Source organism: Methylobacterium sp. GXF4 (genome assembly GCF_000272495.1).
GTDB classification, from domain to species: Bacteria; Pseudomonadota; Alphaproteobacteria; order Rhizobiales; family Beijerinckiaceae; genus Methylobacterium; species Methylobacterium brachiatum.
Map to the genome: position 1 here is coordinate 187576 of NZ_AKFK01000050.1, position 14765 is coordinate 202340.

13 protein-coding genes are annotated in these 14765 nt (G+C 71.5%); 8 read left to right on the plus strand and 5 right to left on the minus strand.

Annotated features, from left to right (window positions below):
* The first annotated feature begins 200 nt into the window (after positions 1–200).
* From WYO_RS07655 to WYO_RS07675, 5 genes are all read left to right on the plus strand, one after another.
* A complete protein-coding gene (locus WYO_RS07655; RefSeq protein WP_039902508.1) occupies positions 201–1436 on the plus strand; it encodes an acyl-CoA dehydrogenase family protein in 1236 nt (411 codons plus the stop codon).
* Positions 1433–2491: a phosphotransferase family protein gene (locus tag WYO_RS07660; RefSeq protein WP_007560875.1), complete on the plus strand. Its 1059-nt coding sequence runs from the start codon at positions 1433–1435 to the stop codon at positions 2489–2491. Before WYO_RS07655 ends, WYO_RS07660 begins: the two co-directional genes overlap by 4 nt.
* A gap of 1 nt (position 2492) precedes the next feature.
* Entirely contained in the window at positions 2493–3275 is a 783-nt protein-coding gene (locus WYO_RS07665; protein WP_007560877.1) for an SDR family NAD(P)-dependent oxidoreductase, read from the plus strand.
* A 421-nt stretch (positions 3276–3696) separates the two neighbouring features.
* The gene (locus tag WYO_RS07670) at positions 3697–4467 is read left to right on the plus strand and encodes an SDR family oxidoreductase (RefSeq protein ID WP_007560879.1); all 771 of its coding nucleotides are present in this window, start codon (positions 3697–3699) and stop codon (positions 4465–4467) included.
* On the plus strand, positions 4464–6215 hold the full coding sequence (locus WYO_RS07675; protein WP_007560880.1) for a class I adenylate-forming enzyme family protein: 1752 nt from the start codon (positions 4464–4466) through the stop codon (positions 6213–6215). Before WYO_RS07670 ends, WYO_RS07675 begins: the two co-directional genes overlap by 4 nt.
* 22 nt (positions 6216–6237) lie before the next feature.
* Here the strand turns inward: WYO_RS07675 and WYO_RS07680 are convergent, their stop codons facing one another.
* Positions 6238–6798: a hypothetical protein gene (locus tag WYO_RS07680; protein ID WP_007560882.1), complete on the minus strand. Its 561-nt coding sequence runs from the start codon at positions 6796–6798 to the stop codon at positions 6238–6240.
* A gap of 284 nt (positions 6799–7082) precedes the next feature.
* Here WYO_RS07680 and WYO_RS07685 point away from each other — a divergent pair, with 284 nt between their 5' ends.
* From WYO_RS07685 to WYO_RS07695, 3 genes are all read left to right on the plus strand, one after another.
* Positions 7083–7328 (plus strand): ferredoxin, encoded by a 246-nt coding sequence (locus WYO_RS07685; RefSeq protein WP_007560884.1) that lies wholly within the window; start codon positions 7083–7085, stop codon positions 7326–7328.
* A gap of 1 nt (position 7329) precedes the next feature.
* Positions 7330–8610 carry an FAD-dependent oxidoreductase gene (locus WYO_RS07690; RefSeq protein WP_007560885.1) on the plus strand — a complete coding sequence of 427 codons (1281 nt, stop codon included), beginning with the start codon at positions 7330–7332 and terminating at the stop codon, positions 8608–8610.
* Between the two features lie 77 nt (positions 8611–8687).
* A complete protein-coding gene (locus WYO_RS07695; RefSeq protein ID WP_007560887.1) occupies positions 8688–9941 on the plus strand; it encodes a cytochrome P450 in 1254 nt (417 codons plus the stop codon).
* Between the two features lie 258 nt (positions 9942–10199).
* Here the strand turns inward: WYO_RS07695 and WYO_RS07700 are convergent, their stop codons facing one another.
* The 4 genes from WYO_RS07700 to WYO_RS07715 all read right to left on the minus strand — a co-directional run bounded on the left by WYO_RS07700 (position 10200) and on the right by WYO_RS07715 (position 14746).
* The gene (locus tag WYO_RS07700) at positions 10200–11939 is read right to left on the minus strand and encodes a methyl-accepting chemotaxis protein (RefSeq protein ID WP_007560889.1); all 1740 of its coding nucleotides are present in this window, start codon (positions 11937–11939) and stop codon (positions 10200–10202) included.
* Between the two features lie 301 nt (positions 11940–12240).
* A complete protein-coding gene (locus WYO_RS07705) occupies positions 12241–12837 on the minus strand; it encodes an urea carboxylase-associated family protein (RefSeq protein ID WP_007560890.1) in 597 nt (198 codons plus the stop codon).
* A gap of 75 nt (positions 12838–12912) precedes the next feature.
* A complete protein-coding gene (gntA, locus tag WYO_RS07710; protein ID WP_007560892.1) occupies positions 12913–13671 on the minus strand; it encodes a guanitoxin biosynthesis heme-dependent pre-guanitoxin N-hydroxylase GntA in 759 nt (252 codons plus the stop codon).
* 292 nt (positions 13672–13963) lie between these two features.
* A complete protein-coding gene (locus tag WYO_RS07715) occupies positions 13964–14746 on the minus strand; it encodes a gamma-glutamyl-gamma-aminobutyrate hydrolase (protein WP_007560894.1) in 783 nt (260 codons plus the stop codon).
* Positions 14747–14765 lie beyond the last annotated feature (19 nt).

Below are 14765 nucleotides of genomic sequence, written 5' to 3' on the forward strand. Positions count from 1 at the left end.
GTGCCTCCCACCCATCCCCTCATCCTGAGGTGGCGAAGCGCAGCGTAGCCCTCGAAGGAGGCTTCCAGGGATCGCAAGCGGGCTGGAGGGCTCCTTCGAGGCCCGGCAATCGCCGGGCGCCTCAGGATGAGGGGTTGGGTGGGACGGACGAAGTCATCGAGGCGGCGCATCCGGCGCTGGGCCAGAGTGGAGCGGATGCCGTGGATTTCGACTTCTCCCCGTCCCAGACGCAGTGGCTGACCCGGGTCCGCACCTTCATCGCCGACGCGATCCGGCCCGCCGCCGCCGCGGTGGCGGCCGAGCGGGCGGCGAGCCGCGCGCCCTCGGCCACAATGGAACGGCTGAAGGACAAGGCCCGCGGCGAGGGCCTGTGGAACCTGTTCCTGCCGCCCTCCCCCGAGCATGACACGGACGAATACCGCGGCGCCGGCCTGACCAACCTCGATTACGCGCTCTGCGCCGAGGAGATGGGCAAGGTCGGGATCGCGTCGGAATGCTTCAATTGCGCGGCGCCGGATACCGGCAACATGGAGGTGCTGCACCGCTACGGCAGCCCGGCCCAGAAGGAGCAGTGGCTGCGACCGCTCATGGACGGGACGATCCGCTCGGCCTTCCTGATGACCGAGCCCGACGTCGCCTCCTCGGACGCCACCAACATCGAGACCGCGATCCGCCGGGTCGGCGAGCATTACGTCATCGAGGGCCGCAAATGGTGGTCCACCGGCGTCGGCGATCCGCGTTGCCGGATCGCGATCTTGATGGGCAAGACCGATCCGGACGCCCCCCGCCACCGGCAGCAATCGCAGATCCTCGTCCCGTTGGATGCGCCGGGCCTGCGCGTCGAGCGCCTGCTCCCGGTCTTCGGCTACGAGGACGCGCCCAAGGGTCACGGCGAGGTGGTGCTGAAGAACGTGCGCGTCCCGGCGGAGAACCTGATCCTCGGCGAGGGGCGCGGCTTCGAGATCGCGCAGGGACGGCTCGGGCCGGGGCGCATCCACCATTGCATGCGCACCATCGGGGTGGCCGAGACGGCGCTGGAGGCCATGGCGCGCCGGCTCGTCTCGCGGGTCGCCTTCGGCAAGCGCATCAGCGAGCAATCGGTCTGGGAGCAGCGGGTCGCGGAGGCGCGGATCGACATCGAGATGACCCGGCTGCTCTGCCTGAAGGCCGCCGACATGATGGACAAGGTCGGCGCCAAGGGCGCCAAGCTCGAGATCGCCATGATCAAGGTCGCCGCCCCGCGGATCGCCCTCAAGGTGATCGACGACGCGATCCAGGCCCATGGCGGCGCCGGCGTGTCCGAGGATTTCGGACTGGCCAAGATGTACGCCCATATCCGCACCCTGCGGCTGGCCGACGGGCCGGACGAGGTGCACAACCGCTCCATCGCCCGGCTCGAATTCGGGCGCTACACCAATGCCCGGGAGGGTACATGAGCGGCCCCGACGCCTTTTCCGGCGTGAAGCCGGTCGAGCCGCGCCATCGGATCGACGAGGCCCGGCTGGCCGCCTGGCTCGCCGAGCATGTCCGCGACTATGCCGGGCCGCTTGACCTGCAGCAGTTCCGCGGCGGCCAGTCGAACCCGACCTACCGGCTGGAGACGCCCGGCCAGGCCTACGTGCTCCGGCGCAAGCCGTTCGGGCCGCTGCTGCCCTCGGCGCATGCGGTGGAGCGCGAGTTCCGGGTGATCGGCGCGCTCTACGGCGAGGGTTTTCCCGTCCCCCGCCCCTTCGCGCTCTGCGAAGACGAAACCATCATCGGCGCGGCCTTCTACGTGATGGAGGCGGTGGGCGGCACCGTGCACTGGGACGGCACCCTGCCGGGCCTCGACCCGCATGGTCGGCACCGGCACTACGCCATGATGATCGCCACGCTGGCCCGGCTCCACGCGATCGACCCGGAGGCGGCCGGGCTCGCCGATTACGGGAAGCCCGGCAACTACTTCGCCCGGCAGGTCGACCGCTGGACCCGCCAGTACCGCGCCGCCGAGGAGGACCGGCTGGAGGATGTCGAGCGCCTGATCGCGTGGCTGCCCAAGACCGTGCCCGAGCAGCAGGGCACCGCCATCGTCCACGGCGATTACCGCCTCGACAACCTGATCTTCTCGCCCGACGGCGGCGTCAGCGCGGTGCTCGACTGGGAGCTGTCGACGCTCGGCGATCCGCTCGCCGATTTCAGCTACCTGCTGATGCACTGGGCGCTGCCCGCGGACGGCCGCAGTGCGCTCGGCGGGCTCGACCTGCCGGCTTTGGGCATCCCGACCCGGGACGAGGCGGTGGCACTCTACTGCCGGGCCGCCGGACGGGCGGACCTGCCCGAGCTCGACTGGTACTTCGCCTACAACCTGTTCCGGCTGGTCGGCATCCTCCAGGGCGTGGCCGCCCGCGCCAAGGCCGGCAACGCCGCGAGCGAGCACGCCGCCGCCATGGCGGCGCGGGTGCCGACGCTCGCCGCCTCGGCCTGGGCCTTCGCCGAGCGGGCGGGGGCCTGAGATGGATCTCGCCGGCCGCGTCGTCGCCGTCACCGGAGCCGCACGGGGTATCGGCCGGGCGCTCGCCGAGGCCGCGCAGGCGCGGGGCGCCAAAATCGTCGCCCTCGACCGGGACGGCGTCGGGGCGGAGGCCGTCGCCGCCCGGCTCGGCGGCCGGGCCTATCCACTGGACGTGGCGGATGCCGAGGCCGTCGCCGGGACCCTCGCCCGGATCGAGGCCGAGATCGGGCCGATCGCCCTGTATTGCTCGAATGCCGGCATCCTCGAGCGCGATCCCGATCCCGCCCTTGCGACCTCGGCCGATCCGGCGAGCTGGGAACGCGCCTGGTCGGTGAACGTGATGGGCCATGTCCACGCGGCGCGAATCCTGGTCCCGCTCTGGCTCGCCCGGGGCGGGGGCGCGTTCCTCGGCACCGTCTCGGCCGCCGGATTGCTGAGCCAGATCGGCAGCGCCACCTATTCGGCCACCAAGCACGCCGCCCTCGCCTTCCTGGAACACCTCGCCATCGCGCATGCCGCGGACGACATCCGGATCGCCGCCCTGTGCCCGCAGGGCGTCGAGACCGCCATGCTCGGCGCGGCGAGCGCGGCCGCCCGCGACGGCGTGCTCTCGCCCGACTCCGTGGCCGAGGCGGCCTTCAACGGGCTGTCCGCCGGCCGGTTCCTGATCCTGCCGCACCCGCAGGTGGCGGATTACGCCCGCCGCCGGGCCGACGACCCCGAACGCTGGCTCGCCGGCATGGCGCGCCTGCGCCGGTCGATGCTGGCGGAGTCGGAGGTGTGACGATGGCTGGAGGGGCAGATCGGCGGCTGTATGAGGCGCGGATTCCCTTTCCCGCGCGGGCTGGCGGATTCACACAACAGGTTCTGGATGGTGTGCGCCTTGAAAGGAAAGCTCGCTCCGGAGAGGGCACGCGCCCTCCCTCCCCCCTCTGCGGGGGAGGGTGGCCCCCGAAGGGGGTCGGGAGAGGGGAGCGACGGTGCAGAATACGGCTGCGGCCTTCATGCCCGCTCTGCTCAATCCGGAGGCCGGGTTCCCTTCTCCCGACCCCTGCTGACGCAGGGGCCGCCCTCCCCCGCGGAGGGGGGAGGGAGAGGCGCGTGTCTTCGACCGGGCTCTTCTTCCGTCGAAGACGTCCGAGCATCATAGCCCGCGGAATGAGGGCGGTGGGCGCGTGCCGCCCCGTCCGGAGCAGAGCCGGCCCATGTCCCTGTTCGATCTGACCGACAAGGTCGCGCTGATCACCGGCTCGTCCCGGGGCATCGGCCGGGCGATCGCCCTGCGGATGGCCGAGCATGGCGCCCGGGTGGTGATCTCGTCGCGCAAGCGCGCGGCCTGCGACGCGGTGGTGGCCGAGATCGAGGCCGTCCACGGCCCGGGCCGCGCCGTGGCGATCCCGGCGAGCATGTCCGTGAAGGCGGAACTGGAGGATCTGGTCGGTGAGACCGAGGCCCGGCTCGGGCCGGTGGACGTGCTGGTCTGCAACGCCGCCAGCAACCCGTATTACGGGCCGCTGGCCGGCATCTCGGACGCGCAGTTCCGGAAGATCCTGGAGAACAACGTCCTGTCGAACCACTGGCTGATCCAGATGGTCGCCCCCGGCATGGTCGCGCGGCGGGACGGGGCGATCGTGATCGTCTCGTCCATCGGCGCGCTGAAGGGCTCGCCGGTGATCGGCGCCTACAACGTCTCCAAGGCCGCCGACCTCCAGCTCGCGCGCAACTACGCGGTGGAATACGGCCCGGCCAATGTCCGGGTGAACTGCCTGTGCCCGGGGCTGATCCGCACCGATTTCGCCCGGGCCCTGTGGGAGGATCCCGAGATGCTGGCCTCGACCACGGAGGCCGCGCCGCTCCGCCGGATCGGCGAGCCCGACGAGATCGCGGGCGCGGCCGTGTTCCTGGCCTCGCCGGCCGGCCGGTTCGTCACCGGCCAGGCGCTGGTCATCGACGGCGGCGTGACCATCGCGCGATGAGCCCTGATCCCCGCCTCCCCGCCGGCTGGCCGGCCCTCTCCTTCCGCGACGCGGAGGCGCGCCTCACCGCCCCGGGCGCGCCGTTCGCGATCGCCACCGTGCCGATCCGCGGCGTGCCGACCCGGATCTGGACGACCGCGCCGCCGACCCTGCGCGACCTGTTCCGCATCGCCCAGGGGCATGGCGACAAGACCTTCGTGGTCTACCGGGACGAGCGCGTCACCTTCGCGGGCTTCGCCCGCGCCGCGACCGCCCTGGCCCATGCCCTGGTGGCGGCCGGGATCGGCAAGGGCGATCGGGTGGCGATCGCCCTGCGCAACCTGCCGGAATGGCCGGTCTGCTATTACGGCGCCCTGCTGGCCGGGGCGATCGCGACGCCGCTCAACGCCTGGTGGACCGGGCCGGAACTCGCTTACGCGCTCCAACATTCCGGCGCGCGGGTGCTGATCGCCGACGGCGCGCGGTTCGAGCGCATCGCGCCCCACCGGGCCGAATGCCCGGCGCTGGAGCGGATTTTCGTCACGCGGATGGAGCCCGACGACCGGGCGACGCCGCTCTCCGCGGTGATCGGTGCGGTTGCGGATTGGGCCGCCCTGCCCGACCGGTCGCCGCCGGATATCGCCCTTGACCCCGAGGACGACGCGACCCTGTTCTACACCTCGGGCACCACCGGCCGGCCCAAGGGCGCGGTCGGCACCCACCGGGCGGCGGCGACCACGGTGATGGCCTATCCCTATTCCGCCGCGCGCAGCGCCCTGCGCCGGGGCGAGGCGCCGCCGAAGCCCGACCCCTCCGCGCCGCAGCGGGCCTCGCTGCTGGTGATCCCGCTGTTCCACGTCACCGGCTGCCACGCGAGCCTCGGGGCGGCGCTCTATGGCGGCCATCGCCTGGTGATGATGCATCGCTGGGACGCCCTTGAGGCCCTCGACCTGATCGACCGGGAGGGCTGCACCGGCGCCGGCGGCGTGCCGACTATCGCCTGGCAGCTGGCCACCGCCGCCCAAGAGGCCGGCCGGTCGCTGCCGAGCCTCGAATCCGTGACCTATGGCGGCGCCCCGGCGGCGGGCGACCTCGTGCGCGCCCTGGGCGAGGCCTTCCCGAAGGCCGTCCCCGCCACCGGCTGGGGCATGACCGAGACCTCGGCGACCTTCACCCATCACCAGGCCGAGGATTACCGCGCGCATCCCGAATCCTGCGGCCCGCCCCTGCCGGTCTGCGAGGTGCGGATCCTCGATCCGCTCGGGCAGGACTTAGCCCCCGGCAGCATCGGTGAGCTCTGCGTGAAGGGCCCGAACGTGGTCCGCGGCTACTGGAACGACCCGGCGGCCACCGCCGAGGTGCTGGCCGACGGCTGGCTGCGCACGGGTGACCTCGCCCGCGCCGACGACGAGGGGTTCCTGACCATCGTCGACCGGATCAAGGACATGCTGATCCGCGGCGGCGAGAACATCTATTGCTGCGAGGTGGAGAACGCCCTCTACGCGCACCCCGACGTGATAGACGCAGTGGTGCTGTCGATACCCCACCCGACACTTGGCGAGGAGCCCGGCGCGATCGTGACCCTGGCCGAGGGCGCCCAGACCGAGCCCGAGGAGATCCGGGCCTTCGCGGCGCAGCGGCTCGCGGCCTTCAAGGTGCCGGTGCGCGTGGTCGTCTGGGACGGGCTCCTGCCGCGCAACCCGGCGGGCAAGATCCTGCGGGCGCCGCTGCGGGCGGTGTTCGCCGACGGCTCGACGCCCGGTCTTTGACTTCGGCGGCGGGCGCTCCGGCTCAGAACGGCTCGCCCTCGTCGTCCGGTCGGTAGACCCGCAGCGACCGGCCGTCCGGGAATTCCACGGTGCGGCGACGCACGACCAGGTAGCCCGCGGCCTCCGCGGCGCGCAGGCGCTCCAGCCGCTCGTCGGCATAGCCCGGGCCGTAATTGTAGGCCCGGTAGCGCGGATAGCCGTCCGGCGGCGGTGGGGGCGGCGGCGCGACCGCGACCATCCTGGGCGGGCGAACGATCCGCGCGGGGGCTGCGGCGACGCGCGGCCGGTGCGGGGTCGCGGCCACCCGCTTGGCTGCCGGGGCGGGATGGTGCGTCACGACGCGTTTCGGGGCAGGCCGGGCGGCGACCGCCTTGCGGGATGGGGCCGCGGCGGCCGGGGTCGAGGCGGCAGGGGGCGATGCGGGCGACGCGGCTTTCGGCGTCTCGGCCGGGCTCGCGGCCGGAATCAGCTTGCGGGCCGGCGGGTCGGTCCAGCCGGAGGCCGGCTCGGCCGAGGCGCCGGTCACGCCCAGCGTGAGGGACAGGATGAGGGCGGCGAGACTCGTTCGTGCACCGTACGGCATGGTGCCCTCCTGAGATCGCGGGACTTCGGATCGGTCCGCGGGCGGCGCGACAATAGAGCGAACCGTCACGGAGGGGAATTCCGACGCTCCCGTCTGGCGATGATACCCCAGGACAATTTTAGATTGGTGAATCGGTTTGGATTCGCGTGAACGACCCTTGCCGCGCCGCCGAGGATCCCCGATCATGCGTCCGATACTCTCGGCGAGACGGTTGGCGGGACCCTGCGACGGCGGGATCTGCAATCCTCGCGGAACCCCGCCGTCGCCGCCGCGGTTGCACCGCCATGTCCACAACCGCTGATGCATCCTCCGGCCCGTCACCCGGCCTGCGGGTGTGCGTCGATCTCAATCTCTGCCAGGCCTATGCCCAGTGCTGCTACGCGGCGCCGCGCTCCTTCCGCATCGAGGGACACGAGGCCCTGATCTACGATCCCGCCCCGGCCGCCCGGGACCGGGCCGATATCGAGCGGGCGCGCGTCGCCTGCCCAGTCCAGGCGATCCGGGTCGAGGATCCGGAGCGGGGCGCCTGAGATGGCGTCGGGATCGACTGCCGAGCGCGTGATCGTGGCGGGTGCGGGCCTCGCGGCCCTGCGCGGCGCCGAGGCGATGCGGGAGGCCGGGTTCTCCGGCCCGCTGACCATCGTCGGCGACGAGCCGTACCGGCCCTACGACCGACCGCCGCTCTCGAAGCACGTCCTCACCGGGGAGACCCCGGCGGATGCCACCACGCTGCCGAGCAGCCTCGGCGCGGATGTGGCGTGGATCCTGGGCAGCGCCGCGACGCGCCTCGACCGCGCCGCCCGCACCCTGCACCTCGCCGACGGGCGCGCCTTGCCCTACGATCGGCTGCTGATCGCCACCGGCACCCGCGCCAGGCCCTGGCCGAACCCGCATGAGGGGCGGCTGTCCGGCGTTTTCACCCTGCGCGGGCGGGACGACGCCGCGGCTCTGCGGGCCGCCCTGGCGGCTCGGCCCCGGCGGGTCCTGGTGATCGGCGGCGGCTTCATCGGTTGCGAGGTCGCCAGCCTGTGCCGGCAGCTCGGGCTGCGGGCGACCCTGGTCGAATCCGGTCCGACGCTGCTGTCGCGCGTCCTCGGCAGCGCGGTGGGCGGCTTCATCGGGGCGATCCACGAAGGCCGGGGCGTCGACCTGCGCTGCGGCAGCGAGGTCGAGTGGCTTGAGGGCGAGGACGGCCGGTTGGTGCGCGCCCACCTGACCGACGGCACCCGCATCGAAGCCGATGTCGCGGTGATCGCCCTCGGGGCCCTCCGCAACACCGAATGGCTCGACGGGTCCGGCCTCTCGGCCGATCCGGGCGGCGTCGATTGCGACGCGGCGGGCTACGTCCTCGACCGCGACGGGCAGCCCGATCTCCGTATCGCCGCGGCCGGCGACGTGGCCCGCTTCCCCCATCCGCTCTATGGCGGCCGGCGCGCCGCGCTGGAGCATTGGAGCCACGCCGTCGCGCAGGGAATCCATGCCGGGCGGCTGCTGGCCGGGGTGAAGCCCGAGGTTCCCTACGGCGCGTTGCCGACCTTCTGGTCGACGCAGGGCGACGTCGTCGTCAAATCCGCCGGGCTGACCACGGGGGCGGATGCCGTGGCCTTCACGCAGGGCGAGCCCGGCTCGGGCCGCTTCGTGGCCGTCTATGGCCGCGAGGGCCGCTGCGTCGCCGCGGTGTCGGTCGACAGCGCCCGCTGGCTTCCGGCCCATGCCGAACTGGTCGCCACCGCCGCGCCGTTCCCGCCCCACGGGGCGGCGGCCGATCGCCCGGCGCGGGGGATCACGATCCTCGCCCCGGGTTTCGCCTGACACGCCCGGCGTCTCGCCCCGGTTTCGGGACGCAGCCGCCAGGGTCTCGATCTGAAGCGCCGCAGCACGGATGCCGCATGCCCGACGCCACCCTCCTCGACCAGGTCAAGGATTTCGCCAACCGTGCGAACCCCTATCCAGTCTACGCCAAGCTGCGGCAGAACCCGGTCTCGCGCCAGGATGACGGGACCGAATCCGGGACCTGGGTGGCCTCCACGCACGGCACCATCGCGAACCTGCTGCAGGATCCGCGGGTCAGTTCCGAGACGCTGCCCCCGGCCGACCGTCCGCGCACCGGTAACCCGCTGACGGACCTGATCGTCAAGCCGCTCAAGGATTGGATGATGGACCGGCACCGGGTCTTCATCTTCCGCGATCCGCCGGACCACGATGTCCTGCGGGCCTCCGTGATGCACCAGTTCTCCCGCGAGCGCGTGCAGGCGATGCGGGTGCGCTCGGAACGGCTGGTGGCCGAGCTGCTCGACGAGAAGCGCGACGCCCGGGAGATCGACGCGGTCGACGACCTCGCCTACCCGCTGCCCGTGACGGTGATCTGCGAGCTGTTCGGCGTGCCCCGGGAGGACGAGCCGAAATTCCACGGCTGGGCGACGCAGCTCGCCACGGCGCTCGAGCCCGACAGCCTGTCCGACACCGAGATCCGCGCCGAGAACAGCCGGACCTTCGACGCGATCGGCGGCTACATGGCCGACCTGATCAAGGAGAAGCGCCGCCACCCGCAGGACGACATGCTCTCCGGGCTCGCCAACGAGGCGACGCCGGCGGGCGTGAAGATGGGCGATTACGACCTGATCGCGACCTCGATCCTGATGCTGGTGGCGGGTCACGAGACCACCGTGAACCTGATCACCAACGGGCTGCTCACGCTGCTGCGCCATCCCGACGAGCTGGAGCGCCTGCGCCAAGATCCCGGCCGCGCGCCGCGGCTGATCGAGGAACTCCTGCGCTACGAGCCGCCGGTGCAGTTCCGGACCCGCAAGACCCTGTCCGCCATCGACATCGCCGGCGTCACGATCCCCGAGGGCGCCGACCTCGTCCTGCTGCTGGCCTCCGGCAACCGCGACGCGGCCGTCTTTCCGGATCCCGACCGCTTCGACCCGGACCGCGCCGGCATCCGCCATCTCGGCTTCGGCGGCAGCCTGCATTACTGCGTCGGCGCCCCGCTCGCCCGGTTCGAGGCCGAGGCGGCGCTCACCGCTCTCGCGAAGCGCCTCAAGGCCCCCCGGCTGGTCGAGGACCCACCGCCCTACCGGCCCGGCGCCGCCCTGCGCGGCCCCGAGCATCTGCGGGTGGCGATCGACGGGATTCTTTGATTTTTTTTGACGCGGGTCCCCTCGCCCCGCTTGCGGGGAGAGGCCCGCACGGACGTCGTCGTCCGTGCAGGAAGCGCAGGCGAAGCCGAAGCGGTGGTGAGGGGGCGATTCCGGAAGAGCTTCCTTCGGAATCACCCCCTCACCTTCGGCTGCCGCCTCGCCGCGCCGACGACGAGGTCGTCGCGGCCCTCTCCCCGCAAGCGGGGCGAGGGGAGCACCATCTCAACGCGCCGGAGGTAATGCTTAGGCTAGCGTCCCTCAGGCGGCTTTCACCGCCGCGAGGAAGGTGGTCACCTCCTGGCCGAGGCCCGAGGCGTAGCGCGCCAGATCCTGGGCGGCGCTGAGCACCTGGCCTGCCGCCGCGCCGGTCTCGCCGGCGGCTTGGAGCACGTCGGCGATGTCGGCGCTGACCGCCTGGGTCCCCTGTGCCGCCTCGGTGACGTTCCGGACGATCTCGCTCGTGGCCGCGCCCTGCTCCTCCATGGCCGCGGCCACGCTCAGGGCCACCGTGCGCATCGTGTCGATCGTGCCGCCGATGGTGCGGATCGACTCGACCGCGTGGCGGGTCTCGCTCTGGATCGCGGCGATCTGGCCGGCGATCGTGTCGGTGGCCTTGGCGGTCTGGGCCGCCAGGGCCTTCACCTCACCGGCCACCACGGCAAACCCCTTGCCGGCCTCGCCGGCCCGGGCGGCCTCGATGGTGGCGTTGAGGGCCAGCAGGTTGGTCTGCCCGGCGATCCCGGCGATCAGGCCCATCACCTCGCTGATCTGGTCCGTCCCGCGGGACAGGACCTGCATCAGCTCGTTGGTGCGCGCCGCGTCGAGGCTGGCCTTGTCGGCCATGGTGGAGGATTGCGCCACGCGGGCAGCGATCTCCTGGATCGAGGCGGACATCTCCTCGCTGGCGGCCGCCACGGTCTGGACGTTGGCCGAGGTCTGCTCGGAGGTGGCGGCGACCCGCCCGGACTGGTCGGTGGTCCGCAGGGCGGTGCGCGTCATCTCCCGGGCGGTGGATTCCATCTCCACGGCGGCCGAGGACAGGCTCTGCGTCAGGGCGCCGACATGCGCGTCGAACCGCGTGGTCAGTTCGTCCAGCGCCTGGGCCCGGCGCATCTTGGCGGCGTTCTCGACGGCGGCGGCGGCCTCGGCCTCCTGCTTGGCGATGAGCGCCTCCTTGAAGACCTGCACCGCCCGCGCCATCGCGCCGACCTCGTCACCGCGCGCCTGATCCGCCACCGGCACCGCGAGGTCGCCGCCGGCGAGCCCCCGCATCGCCGCGGTCAGGCGCACGATCGGCCGCGACAGGCCGTTGCCGATGAGCAGGAGCAGGGCCAGAACCGGGATCACGAGGCCCGCGGACCACAGGGCGTTCGCGATGGCGCGGCTGCGCACGGCGGCGTGGACGTCGTCCCGGTAGAGGCCGGCGGACAGGATCCAGCCCCACGGCTTGAACAGCTGCACGCTCACGACCTTCTCGACCGGCTCGGTCCCGCCCGCGCGCGGCTTCATGTAGCTGACGAAACCGGAGCCCTCGCGCTTGGCCACCTCGACCATCTCGGCGAAGTAGCGCTTGCCGCCCGGCATATCGGTCTGGTCCAGGACCACCTTGCCGACATTCTTGGCGTTGAACGCGTTGGCGATCAGGCGCCCATCGGTGTCGAGGACGAAGAAGTAATCGGCATTGCCGAAGCGCAGCGCGCTGACGGCATCGAGGGCGGCCTTCTGGGCCTGATCGAGCGGCATCCGGCCGGCGGTGGCCAGCGCCGCGTAATGGCCGATCAGGCTCTGCGCGACGTCGCCGAGATTCTTGGTCATCAGCGCGCGATCCTCGAGCGCCGAGGATCGGGTGTCCATGTAGTTCAGGCCGCTGAGGGCGCCGACGGCGGCCAGCACCAGCGCCATCACGGCCGCCAGCTTGTGGCGCAGCGTGACGTTCGAGAGGCTCCACCGGGGCGCAGGATTGCCCTCGGGCGAGCGGTGAGTCTGCGAGCGTGTCATCGGGGCACCGGGAACGGGACGGGCGAAAACCGTCGGGAGTTCTCAGCGCCGGGGTCGACACCGCACGGGCGGCCCCGACCCTCGGCGCTGTTCCGGGGCGAAGGTTTGACACGCGATTGGTAAATATTAGGTCCACGCCGGGTGCTGGCGGCGTATTTTGATCGTTTTGAAGTAAGAAAAAATCTATTCTTGTCTATTCAGTGCGGGTACCGCCAGACAATCGTTCGTTCGTAGAGGTTTTCAAGCAAAAAATACAAAATACGTCGCTGTAAGTCTGGCGCCGTCGGCCGGGGTCGGCGCCCTAGCCATCGATCTGGTAGTGGATCGGCTTGAAGCTGCCGTTGTTCGATTGCAGCGCCGAGCAGGCGGTCAGTCCGATGATCAGATCGGTCTCGGCGATGAACACGATCCGGTCGCCGGCCCGGCTCAGCGGCGGCTCGACCGTGAGCGCTCCGGTCGTCCCGTCGATCGGCACGTTCATGAAGCAGTTGAACGCCACCGGGATCGCGTCCGGCGCGATTCCGTAGGGGGCCAGCGCAGCGGCGAGGTTGCCGAAGCATCCGCGATGCGGGTCGGTATCGCCGTAGATGATCCGGAACGTGTCGGCCGAGCACGGCGTCAGCAGGAAATCGTGTCGTCCGACCGTGTCCTCGACGATGCGCAGCAGCACGTTCGAGCGGTTGGAATAGAGCGGATCGCCCGTCGTCAGGTAGATCCGGCTGGCATAATCCAGGGTCCGCCCGGAGGAGATCACCTCGCCCGTGTCGTGGCGGTTGTAGGCGACGAGATCGGCCACCTGCTCGCCCCGCGGGTCGATCACCGTGAGGCGCTGGCCCCGGTCCAGGGTGAAGGCGACGCCTGAGCGCGGCTCGATCTGCTGCACGTCCGCCCGGTCCATGATGTCTCCGCTTCCGCTTTCGTCCGGCCGGAAACGCGGCAGACGCCGCCGCGATCCAGGCCCATGCGCGACGCCTCAGCCGCCGTTGGGCGGGACGAGGCTGTCGAGCGGCAAGGCCAGCGGATGCCAATCGTCGGTGGCCGGCGCGGCAGGGGCCGCGGGCCGGCCCTGCATCGGGCAGCGCCAATCGGCATCGACCACGCGGCCGCTATACTGGCGCGCCTCCGACGTCTCGCCGTGCCGCGCCAGCATCGGGTTGAGGCTGCCGGCCAGGGCCTCGTCACGTTCCAGGATCGAGGCACGCAGCTTCTCGTAGCGGCCCTCGGCGCGCAGACGCTCGAACTGAGCGTGGAGATTGAACACCAAGACCGGCGAGGAGAATTGCCGGGCCGGACGGCTCGCATTCGGGTGCAGCCCGACCACGAAGAACGCCTCGCCGCCGAAGCTCAGGGAGAAATGCGGGTTGTCCGGATCATCCGCCACGCGCGCGTCGTGGGGCTGCCCGAGCCAGGCATCCTTGTCGGTCAGGGATTGCGCCCGCGCCCAGAGGTTCTGCTCGAACGCCTCCTCCGAGAGGTCGCCGGGTCCCTCGAACACCACGGCGAAGCTTTGGAACAGGTCGGGCGCCTCCCGATAGCGCGCCACGAAGGCGAGCAGCGCCGGGTAGATGCGCATGTCGTCCCAGCCCGAGGTGATGTCCCGGGCCACGACGATCTTCATGCGCCCGCGCGAGAGCGCCGACTTGGCGCCGACGCAGGGAAAGGGCGGGTTCCGGATGAACTCGCGAAAGGCCTGGGCACGGGGATGCTCTTGGTCGTCGCGCGGCAGCTGCATGCGGTCCATGGCTCAAGGTCTGCGCAGGTATGCCCTGGGAAAGGCAACCGCTGTTCGGGACTCGGGCAACCCCAGCGACAGGATGCCGTTCCCGCCTGCGACAGGTCGTCCGGGGAGAAGGTGAATCAAGCGCCGTCGCGGGAAGAATCTGACAGCCCGGCGAAAGATCTGCTGCAATGTTCAGCGGGCGGACAAACATAGATTAAGACGGGATAGACTCGGCTCGCGCGGCCGCGAAGCCTGCATTACCCGCGTCGCGACTTCGCGGACCCGATCCCCGGCGCAATCCAGCTCAACGAGGTCGGCGGGATTCGGCACGCTGCCGCGCCGCCGCAGCCCCGAACGCCTCGAACAGCGCGCGGTTGATCAAGTTCGTCGTGGGATCGTGCTCGGCATGCCACTGCACGCCCAGGGCGAAGCCGGGCGCATCGGCGATGCGGATCGCCTCGATCGTGTCGTCCTCGGCGATCCCCTCGACCACGACGCGGGCACCCGGTTCCAGGATGCCCTGGCCGTGCAGGGAGTTCACCCGGATCGTTGCGCGGCCGAGCAGCCGCGCGAAGGCGCCGCCCGGAACCAGGCGGACCTCGTGGCGGTCGGCGAAGACCACCTCCAGATCCGGATGGATCTCGCCGTTCTCGAGCCGCGGCATCCGATGGTTGAGCCGCCCGGGCAAGTCGCGGATCTCGGGATGCAGGGTGCCGCCGAAGGCGACGTTGATCTCCTGGAACCCGCGGCAGATCCCGAACAGCGGCACGCCGCGCGCCACGCAGGCCTCGATCAGCGGCAAGGCCACCGCGTCGCGGGCCTCGTCGTAGGGCTCATGCGCGGGGTGGGGCGCCGCCTGGAAGCGGGTCGGGTGGACGTTGGCGCGGCCCCCGGTGAGCAGCACGCCATCCACCGTGGCGAGCAGGTCGCCGAGATCGGTGACCGCCGGGCTGCCCGCGAACATCAGCGGCAGGGCACCGGCCACCTCGGCCACCGCCCGCAGGTTGTTCTCGCCGACGATCTGGGCCGTGAACCGGTTGTCGAGCAGGCGTGTGTTTCCGATGACGCCGATCACGGGTCTCGCCATCGTCACGGCCACTCCTCGT

What these genes read in the sequence shown, in the direction of transcription:
- WYO_RS07660 (WP_007560875.1), top strand. Translation starts at nt 1,433, where the DNA reads ATGAGCGGCCCCGACGCCTTTTCCGGCGTGAAGCCGGTCGAGCCGCGC.
- WYO_RS07665 (WP_007560877.1), top strand. Translation starts at nt 2,493, where the DNA reads ATGGATCTCGCCGGCCGCGTCGTCGCCGTCACCGGAGCCGCACGGGGT.
- WYO_RS07670 (WP_007560879.1), top strand. Translation starts at nt 3,697, where the DNA reads ATGTCCCTGTTCGATCTGACCGACAAGGTCGCGCTGATCACCGGCTCG.
- WYO_RS07675 (WP_007560880.1), top strand. Translation starts at nt 4,464, where the DNA reads ATGAGCCCTGATCCCCGCCTCCCCGCCGGCTGGCCGGCCCTCTCCTTC.
- WYO_RS07680 (WP_007560882.1), bottom strand. Translation starts at nt 6,798, where the DNA reads ATGCCGTACGGTGCACGAACGAGTCTCGCCGCCCTCATCCTGTCCCTC.
- WYO_RS07685 (WP_007560884.1), top strand. Translation starts at nt 7,083, where the DNA reads ATGTCCACAACCGCTGATGCATCCTCCGGCCCGTCACCCGGCCTGCGG.
- WYO_RS07690 (WP_007560885.1), top strand. Translation starts at nt 7,330, where the DNA reads ATGGCGTCGGGATCGACTGCCGAGCGCGTGATCGTGGCGGGTGCGGGC.
- WYO_RS07695 (WP_007560887.1), top strand. Translation starts at nt 8,688, where the DNA reads ATGCCCGACGCCACCCTCCTCGACCAGGTCAAGGATTTCGCCAACCGT.
- WYO_RS07700 (WP_007560889.1), bottom strand. Translation starts at nt 11,939, where the DNA reads ATGACACGCTCGCAGACTCACCGCTCGCCCGAGGGCAATCCTGCGCCC.
- WYO_RS07705 (WP_007560890.1), bottom strand. Translation starts at nt 12,837, where the DNA reads ATGGACCGGGCGGACGTGCAGCAGATCGAGCCGCGCTCAGGCGTCGCC.
- gntA (WP_007560892.1), bottom strand. Translation starts at nt 13,671, where the DNA reads ATGCAGCTGCCGCGCGACGACCAAGAGCATCCCCGTGCCCAGGCCTTT.
- WYO_RS07715 (WP_007560894.1), bottom strand. Translation starts at nt 14,746, where the DNA reads ATGGCGAGACCCGTGATCGGCGTCATCGGAAACACACGCCTGCTCGAC.